At 67.1% G+C, this 11745-nt stretch carries 4 protein-coding genes and 2 pseudogenes; 5 read left to right on the forward strand and 1 reads right to left on the reverse strand.

Translation table 11 applies throughout. The annotated features are described in order from the left end of the window. Positions 1-421: pseudogene (locus DBR20_RS03860) on the reverse strand (type II/IV secretion system protein); the annotation flags it as partial. Between the two features lie 83 nt (positions 422-504). Between DBR20_RS03860 and glyQ the strand changes: the two are divergent. The 5 genes and pseudogenes from glyQ to DBR20_RS03890 form a co-directional block, all read left to right on the forward strand. Next, positions 505-1416 carry a glycine--tRNA ligase subunit alpha gene (gene glyQ, locus DBR20_RS03865; RefSeq protein ID WP_025878768.1) on the forward strand — a complete coding sequence of 304 codons (912 nt, stop codon included), beginning with the start codon at positions 505-507 and terminating at the stop codon, positions 1414-1416. A gap of 88 nt (positions 1417-1504) precedes the next feature. Continuing rightward, positions 1505-3580: a glycine--tRNA ligase subunit beta gene (glyS, locus tag DBR20_RS03870; protein WP_108265254.1), complete on the forward strand. Its 2076-nt coding sequence runs from the start codon at positions 1505-1507 to the stop codon at positions 3578-3580. A gap of 300 nt (positions 3581-3880) precedes the next feature. After that, positions 3881-5677, forward strand: coding sequence for an autotransporter assembly complex family protein (locus DBR20_RS03880; RefSeq protein WP_108265256.1), 1797 nt, complete (start codon positions 3881-3883; stop codon positions 5675-5677). Beyond that, positions 5674-9540 carry a translocation/assembly module TamB domain-containing protein gene (locus DBR20_RS03885; protein ID WP_108265257.1) on the forward strand — a complete coding sequence of 1289 codons (3867 nt, stop codon included), beginning with the start codon at positions 5674-5676 and terminating at the stop codon, positions 9538-9540. Before DBR20_RS03880 ends, DBR20_RS03885 begins: the two co-directional genes overlap by 4 nt. A 296-nt stretch (positions 9541-9836) precedes the next feature. Next, positions 9837-11745 (forward strand): annotated as a pseudogene (locus DBR20_RS03890) (S46 family peptidase); the annotation flags it as partial.

The following is an 11745-nucleotide window of genomic DNA, read 5'->3' on the forward strand; positions in this document are numbered from 1 at the left end:
GCGAACGCGTGCTGGTGGCCACCAGCACGCGTTCGCCATCCACCGCCAGCGGCAGGAAGCGATGCCGACGCGCGTAGGCGTGCGAGGCCACGGCGGTGACCGAGGCGACGTCGACGCGGGTTGGATCGATGCGCAGGTAGCGGCTGCCGGTGCGCTGGGCCAGCCACTCGGTGAGGCGCTCAAGATTGAGGTCGCCGCCGTCGCTGGCGGCCAGCTTGAGGTTGGACAGCAGCACCAGCGGATGTACTTCACTGGCATTGCGGGCGCCCTGCGCGGAAAAACGGATGCGCTCGCGCTCGTGCGCAGCCACCACGCCATCGGCCAGCAGGGCCGCCGCAACCTGTTCGAACTGCAGGCGACCGGGCGGCAACGGCACCGCACCAGGCTCGCCGGGCGTGCCCGTGGGCAGCCGATGTTCCATCTACCTGCTCCTTCCGGGTACGGAATGCCCCGCAGGTCGGCCGTTATACTAGCGCACCCCTTTGCCGGCCAAGACTCGTCCGCATGTCCGCGACCCCGACCGTTCCGATCACCTTCCAGGGCCTGATCCAGACCCTGAACCAGTTCTGGGCCCAGCAGGGCTGCGTGCTCATCCAGCCGCTCGACCTGGAGGTGGGCGCCGGTACGTTCCACCCGGCCACCTTCCTGCGTGCGATCGGTCCGGAAACCTGGAACGCGGCCTACGTGCAGCCCTCGCGGCGCCCGACCGATGGCCGTTACGGCGAAAACCCGAACCGCCTGCAGCGCTACTACCAGTACCAAGTGGCGATGAAGCCGGCGCCGGACAACATCCAGCAGCTGTACCTGGATTCGCTGAAGGCGGTGGGCATCGATCCGCTGGTGCACGACCTGCGCTTTGTCGAGGACAACTGGGAATCGCCGACGCTGGGTGCCTGGGGCCTGGGCTGGGAAGTCTGGCTCAACGGCATGGAGGTGACCCAGTTCACCTACTTCCAGCAGGCCGGTGGCCTGGAATGCCGGCCGGTGCTGGGCGAGATCACCTACGGTCTCGAGCGCCTGTGCATGTACCTGCAGAACTGCGACAACGTCTACGACCTGGTGTGGACCTACGGTCCGGACGGGCAGCCGGTGACCTACGGCGACGTCTACCACCAGAACGAGGTGGAGCAGAGCACCTACAACTTCGAATACGCCGACGTGGAAGAAATGTTCCACCGCTTTGACGCCTGCGAGCGTGAAGCGCAGAAGCTGGTGGAAGTGAACCTGCCGCTGCCCGCCTACGAGCAGGTGATGAAGGCCAGCCACACCTTCAACCTGCTGGATGCGCGCCGTGCGATCAGCGTGACCGAACGCCAGCGCTACATCCTGCGCGTGCGCGCGCTGGCGCAGGCGGTGGCCAAGGCCTACTACGAGCAGCGCGAGAAGCTGGGCTTCCCGGGCGCGAAGAAGGCCTGACGGCCCGTTCTCCCATCACGCGTTTCACCTACTCCCCCAGGGGCGCCGGCCGCGTCGCGCGCTGCGCCCCCACCACAGGATCGAACCGATGAGCCAATTGTCTCCCCTGCTGATTGAACTGGGCACCGAAGAGTTGCCAGTCAAGGCGCTGCCGGGCCTGGCCCAGGCCTTCTTCGACGGTGTTGTCGATGGCCTGCGCAAGCGCGGCGTCGAACTGGAACTGGGCGATGCTCGCCCGCTGTCGACCCCGCGCCGCCTGGCCGTGCTGCTGCCGGGCGTTGGCCTGGAACAGCCGGAACAGCACAGCGAAGTGCTGGGCCCGTACCTGAACATCGCGCTGGACGCCGAAGGCCAGCCGACCAAGGCGCTGCAGGGTTTCGCGGCCAAGGCCGGGATCGACTGGACCGCGCTGGAAAAGACCACCGACAACAAGGGTGAGCGCTTCGTGCACCGTGCCGTGACTCCAGGCGCGCGCACCGCTGCGCTGCTGCCGGAGATCCTGCGCGAGGCCATCGCCGGCATGCCCATCCCCAAGCCGATGCGCTGGGGCGACCACAGCTGGGGCTTCGCCCGCCCGGTGCACTGGCTGGTGCTGCTGCACGGCGGTGAGGTGGTCGAGGCCGAACTGTTCGGCCTGAAGGCCGACCGCATGAGCCGCGGCCACCGCTTCCTGCATGACAAGACCGTGTGGCTGACCCAGCCGCAGGACTATGTCGAATCGCTGCGCGCCGCCTTCGTGCTGGTCGATCCGGCCGAGCGCCGCCAGCGCATCGTCGCCGAGGTTGAAGCCGCTGCCGCCACCGCCGGTGGCAGCGCACGCATCACCGAGGACAACCTGGAGCAGGTGGTGAACCTGGTCGAGTGGCCGTCGGCGGTGTTGTGCAGCTTCGAGCGCGCGTTCCTGGCGGTACCGCAGGAAGCGTTGATCGAGACGATGGAGATCAACCAGAAGTTCTTCCCGGTGCTGGATGACGGCGGCAAGCTGACCGAGAAGTTCATCGGCATCGCCAACATCGAGTCCAAGGACGTCGCCGAAGTGGCCAAGGGCTACGAGCGCGTGATCCGTCCGCGCTTCGCCGATGCCAAGTTCTTCTTCGACGAAGACCTGAAGCAGGGCCTGGAGGCGATGGGCGAGGGCCTGAAGACGGTGACCTACCAGGCCAAGCTGGGCAGCGTGGCCGACAAGGTCGCGCGCGTGGCGGCGCTGGCCGAGGTGATCGCCGCGCAGGTGGGGGCCGATCCGGTGCTGGCCAAGCGTGCCGCGCAGCTGGCCAAGAACGACCTGCAGTCGCGCATGGTCAACGAATTCCCGGAACTGCAGGGCATCGCCGGCCGCCACTACGCAGTGGTCGGTGGCGAGTCGCCGGAGGTGGCACTGGCCATCGACGAGGCCTACCAGCCGCGCTTCGGTGGTGATGACATCGCGCTGTCGCCGCTGGGCAAGGTGCTGGCGATCGCCGAGCGTGTGGACACCCTGGCCGGCGGTTTCGCCGCGGGCCTGAAGCCGACCGGCAACAAGGACCCGTTCGCCCTGCGCCGCAACGCGCTGGGCCTGGCCCGCACGGTCATCGAAAGCGGCTTCGAGCTGGACCTGCGCGCGCTGCTGGCCAGCGCCAATGCCGGGCTGGCCGCGCGCAACGTGCAGGCCGACGTGGCTGAGCTGTACGACTTCATCCTCGACCGCCTGAAGGGCTATTACAGCGACAAGGGCGTGCCGGCCAGCCACTTCAATGCGGTGGCCGAGCTGAAGCCGGTCTCGCTGTACGACTTCGACCGCCGCCTGGATGCGATCGGGATCTTCGCAGCGCTGCCGGAAGCCGAGGCGCTGGCTGCTGCCAACAAGCGCATCCGCAACATCCTGCGCAAGGCCGAGGGCGATATTCCGGGCCAGATCGATACGGCCCTGCTGCAGGAAGATGCCGAGCGCGCGCTGGCGGAAGCCGTGACTGCAGCCATCGACGACACCGGCGCCAGCCTGCACCAGAAGGACTACGTGGCCGTGCTGGCGCGCCTGGCCCGCCTGCGTCCGCAGGTCGATGCGTTCTTCGACGGGGTGATGGTCAATGCCGAGGATCCGGCATTGCGTGGCAACCGCCTGGCGCTGCTGACGATGCTGGGTGAACGCCTGGGCAAGGTCGCGGCGATCGAGCATCTGTCGAGCTGATCGGGACCCCGATCCACGCATGGCGTGGATCTACTGGGCAACCGTCACGCATGGTGTGGATTTACCGGTAGTGCCGGCCGCTGGCCGGCAACGCCACGATCCTGCAATGCATCGCCATGCTGCCGGCCAGCGGCCGGCACGACCCGGCGCTGTCCATCGGGATCATCGCCGGCATCGCACACGATGCCGGCATTTCCGCATGCGGGCGCGATGATCGCCACAAAGGCGCGTATTTTGACCGCCACTTAACAACCGATCCCGAAACACGTGATGCATTTCGCATCGTCACCTTCGGTCGGTATGCTGTGCCGCATGCAGCCAACGAAATACGCCCTGCCGCTGATGGTCCTCTCGCTTTGCGCCACGTCCGTGGCCCATGCGCGCGGCACCATCGACAAGGTGGACATCAAGGGATTGGACAAGGGCGACGACGCCGCGATCATCGAGAACATCCAGGAATCGCTGACGTTGTTCGACACGATCGGCAAGGAGCAGGGCGAGTCACGCCTGGAGTACCTGCTGTCGCAGGCCGAGCGGCAGACCCGCCAAGCGCTGGAGCCGTTCGGGTACTACAACCCGGTGATCAAGGTCGAGGCGCCGCGCCAGGACGAGCACGTCACCGTGCTGATCCATGTCGACAAGGGCCCGCCGGTGCTGGTGCGCCGCGAGCATATCGACATCACCGGTCCGGCGATGTACGACCAGTACCTGCAGGACGACCTGACCGCATTCAAGCCCCGCAAGGGCCAGCGCTTCGAACATACCCAGTACGAAGCCAGCAAGATCACCGTGACCCGGCGCCTGGCCGAGCGTGGCTACTTCGACGCCGACTACACCCAGCGCCAGGTGCAGATCACCCGCGCGGACAACGCTGCCGACATCGACCTGACCTGGGACAGCGGCCGCCGCTACAACATGGGCCCGGTGACCTTCGAGCAGAACTACTTCGACGACAAGCTGTTCGACCCGCTGGTGTACTGGGACCAGGGCAGCTACTTCCACGAAGGCAAGCTGGACCGCCTGCGCGAGTCGCTGACCAAGCTCGATTACTTCAGCGTGATCGACATCCAGCCGCGCCCGGACCAGGCCGATGAAAACGGCGAGGTGCCGGTTGATGTGAAGCTGACGCGGGCCAAGCGCAGCATCTATTCCTACGGTCTGAGCTACGGCAGCGAAAGTGGCGCCGGTGTGCGCGGTGGCCTTGAACGGCGCTTCCTGAACAGCCGTGGCCACAAGATGAACACCCAGCTGGACTATGCGCAGAAGCGCAAGAGCCTGATCACCAGCTACCGCATCCCGGCGTTCAACTGGCTTGATGGCTGGTACACCTTCGCGGCCAGTGCCTACGACGAGCAGACCGACTACATCGATCTGCGCAACTTCAAGCTGATCGCCAGCCGCAGCGGCGAGATCAACGAAAATTGGACCGCCATCGCCTCGATCAACGCGCTGCGCGAGCGCTGGCGCTATGCCTCGGGCACTGAATTCACCGATGCGGTCTACAACACGTCCACGCTGGTCTATCCGCAGATCGTGGCCGATTACGTGAAGGTGGACGACGAGCTGTTCCCGCGCAGCGGCATCAGTGGCACCGCGACCGTGCGTGCCGGCGTCGAAGGCGTCGGTTCGGACACCAGCTTCGTGCAGGCCAACGCCGTACTGCGCTGGTACATCCCGGTGGGGCCAACCAATCGCCTGATCCTGCGCGGCGAAGGCGGCACCACCTGGACCAGTGACCTCGTGGCGATGCCGCCCAGCCTGCGCTACTTCGCCGGTGGCGACCGCAGCATCCGCGGCTATGCCTACCGTGAGGTCGGCCCGCGCACGCCCAGACCCGACAAGTACGCTCTGGGTGCCAAGCACCTGGTGGTCGGTTCGGCCGAATACGAGCATTACTTCAATGGCGGCCCGTGGGGTGCGGCGGTATTCGTCGATACCGGCAGCGCCTTCGATACCAATATCGACCTGCATACCGGCGTCGGCTTCGGCGTGCGCTGGAAATCGCCGGTGGGCCCGGTGCGGGTGGATATCGCGCACGGCCTGAACAACCCTGATTCGCAGTTCCAGCTGTACCTCAACATCGGAGCGGACCTGTGAGCACGCCCGCACCGACCCCGTCGCCGAACACGCCGCCGCGGCGCGTACGCTTCTACCGCCGTCGCCGTTTCTGGGCATGGTCCGGCGCGGGCGTGGTCGGCCTGGTGCTGGTTGCCCTGCTGGCCGTGTACTGGCTGCTGCAGACGGTGGCCGGCCGCGATGTGCTGCTGGCGCAGGTGGTGGCACGCCTGCCGGTGGGCGCCAGCTTCACCTGGGACAAGGTCGATGGCCCGGTGGCTGGACCGCTGACCCTCTACAACGTCGACTTCCGCTACGACGACATCCATTTCCACGCCGAGCGCGCGCACCTGGAACCGGACCTGCGTCCGCTGCTGGGCCGCAAGCTGCTGCTGGACAAGCTGGAACTGACCAACGCCACGCTCAACCTGGCCAAGAGCGATGAGCCGTTCAAGCTGCCGTCGTGGCCTGATTCGCTGCCGCAGATCGAAATGCCGCTGGCGATCCAGGCCGATGTGATCGCCATCGACAGTTTCCGCATCAGCCAGGCCAACGAGCCGGTGATCGACATCAGCCGCGTGCGTGGTGGCATCGAGATCGCCAATGGCGAGTTCCAGGCGCGCAAGCTGGTCGTGGACAGCGACATGGGCAATTTCACTGCCCAGGGCCGCTACATCCCGGCCAAGGATTACGACACCGACGTTACCGTCACTGCAGTGCTGCCGGCACCGCGCGGACGGACCGCGGCCACGGTTGGCCTGGTCGCGCGCGGTGATCTGGCGCATATGGAAGTGGCGTTGGCCGGTCGCGCGCCGAAGCCGCTGCACGCGATGCTGGTGTTCGATGGCCGCACCGATCCGACCTGGAACGCGACCGTGCGCAGCGACGAGCTGGACCTGGCGCTGTTGTCGCCGGCGCTGGCCAGCTCGGCCATCGCACCGCTGGCATTGGATTTCACCGCCTCCGGCAAGGGCGGCAATGCCAACCTGCATGGCCGGGTGAAGCAGGGTGAGCAGGAACTGGAGCTGGCGCCGTCGGTGGTGTCGCTGCAGGACCAGGTGCTGAAGGTCTCGCCGCTGGTGGTCAAGGGACTGGGCGGCGAAGCGCGCCTGGAAGGTACCGCTGATTTCAGCGAAGAAGACCAGCAGAAGCTGAATTTCTCGGTGATCGCACAGGACCTGACCTGGGTGCCGGCGCCGGACCCGAACACTGCTGGCAGTTCGCCGGTGCCGGTGACGTTGAAGGAAGCGCGCTTCGGCCTGGCCGGTACGCTGAAGGCGTGGGCGGCGATCGGCCGTGCCGATGTCGAACGCGAAAAGCAGAAGGCACAGCTGCGCTTCGATGTGCGTGGCAACGATCAGGCCGCCGAGATCCGCGAACTGCAGGCGCAGACCCCGGGTGGCCAACTGCAGGTGGAAGGCAAGGTGGCGTGGGCACCGCAGCTGGACTGGGATGCCAAGGCCACGCTGAAGGATTTCGACCCGGGCTACTTCGCGCCGGGTTGGGATGGTCGTCTGTCCGGCAATCTCGCGTCCAAGGGCCGTCAGCTGCCGCCGCCGGCCAACGCGCCGCCGGGCACTGCGGGCACGCTGGAGGCCACGGTGGACCTGCCCTCGCTGAAGGGCACCCTGCGCCAGCGCAACGTGGATGCACAAGGCAAGTTCGCCCTGCAGGGTGAGCAGGGCCAGGGTGAATTGAAACTGGCCGTTGGCAGCAGCCGGGTGACCGCCTCGGGCAAGGTCGGCGACCGCCTGGACATCGATGCGCGCTTCGAGCCGCTGCAGCTGAGCGACCTGCTGCCCGGCGCCGATGGCGGCCTGCGTGGCCAGGTGCAGGTGAAAGGCCCGCGCGATGCGCCGGACATCACCGCCGACCTGGTCGGCAACAATCTCAACTGGGACGGTTACGGCGCTGAAAGCCTGAGCATCAAGGGCCGCCTGCCGTGGCGTGGTGACAGTGGCACGCTGGCGATTCAGGGCCAGCAGGTCAATGCAGGCATGCTGCTGGAGCGCTTGAACATCGATGCGCAGGGCAGTGTCTCCAACCTGCGCCTGGCCGCGCAGACCCGCAACGAACTGGGTGCGATCGAGCTGCAGGGCAGCGTGCGCCAGCAGGGCGAGCAGTGGCGTGGCGAACTGGCCACGCTGCGCATCGCACCGGTGAAGGGCGATGCGTGGGCACTGCGTGCGCCTGCGGCATTCGCCATCAACGGCAGCAACTACACGCTGGGCGAAACCTGCCTGGGCGCTGCGACCGGCGGCGCCCTGTGCGCGCACGCCAACTGGCCGCGCGAAGGGCTGGTTGTGCGCGGCGATGCGTTGCCGCTGGCGCTGGTGCAGCCGTGGTTGCCACCGCAGTCCGGCCGGCGCATCTACCTGCGTGGCGAACTCAACCTGGACGCGCAGATCCGTCCGCGTGGCAACGCGTGGGAAGGGCACGTGGAAGTGCGCTCGGCCGAAGGCGGCGTACGCTTGGGCGAGAACCGCAACACCAGCGTGGCCGATGCCAACCGTGGCGAGCTGGTGCGCTATGACCAGTTCTCGCTGAAGCTGGACATGACCCCGGCCAGCATCAAGGGCTACCTGGGCATGGGCTTCCAGGGCAACGGCTTCGTCGATGCCAGGATGCAGACCGGTTGGGAACCGAGTGCGCCGCTCAACGGCGAGCTCTACCTCAACATGTCGCGCCTGTACTGGCTGGAACTGTTCTCGCCGGACGTGGTGCGCCCGACCGGCCTGATCGAAGGCCACGTGAGCCTGCGTGGCACGCGCGGCCAGCCCTCGCTGGGCGGTGATGCGCAGCTGAGCAACTTCAAGGGCGAGTTCCCGGCGCTGGGCCTGACCTTCGATCAGGGCAAGGGCAGCTTCGTCGCCCAGCCTGATGGTTCGGCCAAGATCACCGCGCAGGCCAATTCGGGCAAGGGCACGCTGTATGTCGACGGCGGCCTGTCCTGGTTCGGCGATGCACAGCCGCTGCAGCTGAAGATCCACGGCGAGAATGTGCTGCTGTCCAATACCAGCGAACTGCGCATCGTCGCCAATCCCAACCTGGACTTCACCCTGGCCAAGACCGCGATGGAGCTGCGTGGAACGGTGCACGTGCCGGAGGCCGACATCGATCTGGAGCGCCTGGACCGTGGCACCTCGGTGTCCGAAGACGTGGTGGTGCTGGACCCGGCCGATCCGGAAGAGTCGCGCACCTCGCCGCTGGACATGGAGCTGACTGTCAGCCTGGGTGACAAGGTCAAGATGACCGGCTTCGGCCTGAAGGGCGCGCTGACCGGCAAGATGCAGGTCTGGGCCAAGCCCGGCCGCGAGATGACCGCCAACGGCGGCCTGGAAGTCAGTGGCCGCTACAAGGCCTATGGCCAGGACCTGACCATCACCCGCGGCAACCTCAACTGGAACTACAACGCGGTGTCCGACCCGCGCATCAACATCCGCGCCGAGCGCCGGATCGGTGATGTCACCGCCGGCATCGACGTGACTGGGCGCGCACAGCAGCCACGTGCCGATGTCTGGTCCGATCCAGCGATGTCGCAGTCCGAAGCACTGGGTTACCTGGTGCTGGGGCGCAGCCTGACCGGTGCCAGCAGCGACCAGACCCAGCAGGTGAACGCGGCCTCGGCGGCGTTGTCGGCCGGCAGCGGCCTGCTGGCTTCGCAGCTGGGTGCCAAGCTTGGCCTGGACGATGCCGGCGTCAGCCAGTCGCGCGCGCTGGGCGGTTCGGTCATCGGTGTCGGCAAGTACATTTCGCCCAAGCTGTACGTGGGCTACGGCGTGTCGCTGGTCGGTGCCGGTTCGGTGATCACGCTGAAGTACCTGCTGCGCCGCGGCTTCGACGTTGAAGTGGAATCGAGCACGGTGGAAAACCGCGGTTCGCTGAACTGGCGGCGGGAAAAATAACCCGCCGCGGCATCCCTGTAGAGCCGAGCCATGCTCGGCTTCCGCGCGCAGCGCGGACTGACGGAAGAGCAGCCGAGCATGGGCTCGGCTCTACCTGTCAGGCCCCCAACCATCGGCCGTTGCCCCGTCCGCCCCCAGCGGCTATGGTCCCGGGCTGTTCTGTCGTACCGGATTGCCTCATGTCGCCACGCAAAGCCCTCCCCACCGCCCTGGCCCTGGGCCTGACCCTCGCCGCCGGCGCCCACGCCGATGAAGGCATGTGGATGCCGACCCAGCTGCCGGAGCTGGCCAAGCCGCTGCAGGCGGCCGGTTTCAAGGGCAACCCGGCCGATCTGGCCAACGTCACCGCGCCGCCGCTGAGTGCGGTGGTGCGTGCCGGTGGTGGCACCGGCTCGTTCGTCTCGGCCGACGGCCTGCTGCTGACCAACCACCACGTGGCGATGGGCGTGATCCAGTACAACAGTTCGCCCGAGCACAACTTCATCAACGACGGCTTCATCGCCAAGGGCCGCGCCGACGAGCGCCCGGCCAATCCGGACTTCCGCGTGCTGGTCACCGTCGGCTTCGACAAGGTGACCGACCAGGTGCTGGCGCAGGCCCGGGGCAAGACCGGCCGCGCCTACTTCGACGCGGTGGATGCGGCCAGCAAGCAGATCGTGGCCGAGTGCGAGAAGGACGGCAGCGTGCGCTGCTCGGTGGCCAACATGTATTACGGCACCGACTTCTACCGCATCGCCCAGCTGGAACTGAGCGACGTTCGCCTGGTCTATGCACCGCCGCGCGCGATCGGCAACTACGGCGATGAGATCGACAACTTCATGTGGCCGCGCCACACCGGCGACTTCACCCTGCTGCGCGCCTACGTGGGCAAGGACGGCAAGCCGGCCGCCTACAGCAAGGACAACGTGCCCTACCAGGCACCGGCGCACCTGCAGATGTCGGTGGAAGGCCCGAAGGAGGGCGATTACGCGATGCTGGCCGGTTACCCGGGCATCACCTACCGCCTCCGCACCGCCGCCGAATTCGCGGGCCAGATCGATACCGTGCTGCCGCGCCGGGTGTCGGTGTTCCAGCAGATGATCGACACCATCGAGGCGGCCAGTGCCAAGGACGCGCAGGCGCGTACCCGCTATGCCTCGCAGCTGCAGTCGCTGAAGAACAACCGCAAGCGCGCCGCCGGTGAGCTGGAAGGTCTGCTGCGCAGCGACGCCAAGGCGCAGCGTGCAACCGACGAGCAGGCGATGCTGGCCGCTACCGACCGCAAGTACCAGGGCGACATCAAGGCATTGCTGGCCAACCTGTCGCAGGGCGCGGCGGTGGGCGAGCGCGACCTGCTGCTGGAACAGATGGCCGGCCAGAGCCAGCTGCTGCGCTCGGCGCTGCTGCTGGAACGCCTGCGCATCGAATCGGCCAAGCCGGACGCGCAGCGCGAGACCGGGTACCAGCAGCGCGACCAGGCGATGATCGAGGGCGTGCTGAAGCAGGTGCAGCGTCGCTATGCCCCCGAGGTCGAGAAGGCACTGCTGACCACCCTGCTGACCCGCTACCAGCAGCTTCCGGATGCGCAGCGCGTGGCCGAGTTCGATACGGCGTTCGGCCGCACCCCGGCACAGCTGGCGCAGGCACTGGACACGCTGTACGCCGGGACCCAGCTGGGTGACGAAGCGCAGCGTCTGTCCCGTTTCGCCGCTGCCCGCGAAGGCAAGGCGCTGGCCGCTGATCCGCTGATCGCCGTGGCCGGCCCGCTGGTGGCCGCGCAGCTGCGCATCGAGAACGAGAGCAAGACCCGCGAAGGCGAACAGCTGCGCCTGCGCCCGGCCTACATGCAGGCGCTGTTCGCCTGGCGTGCGAAGCAGGGCCGTGCGGTGTACCCGGATGCCAACCGCACGCTGCGCATCAGCTACGGCAAGGTCGAGGCGCTGCACCCGCGTGATGGCGTGACGTACTCGCCGGTGACCACCGTGGCCGGCATCGTCGAGAAGAACACCAACGCTTATCCGTTCGATGCACCCAAGCCGTTGCTGGCCGCGATTGCCAAGGGCGACTTCGGCAGCACCGCCGATCCCGCGCTGAAGACGCAGACGGTCAACTTCCTGACCAACCTGGACACCACCGGCGGCAACTCCGGCTCGCCGGTGCTCAACGCCAAGGGCGAACTGATCGGCCTGAACTTCGACAGCAACTGGGAGTCGGTCAGTGCCAGCC

This window comes from Stenotrophomonas sp. HMWF023 (assembly GCF_003060985.1).
GTDB lineage: Bacteria > Pseudomonadota > Gammaproteobacteria > Xanthomonadales > Xanthomonadaceae > Stenotrophomonas > Stenotrophomonas lactitubi.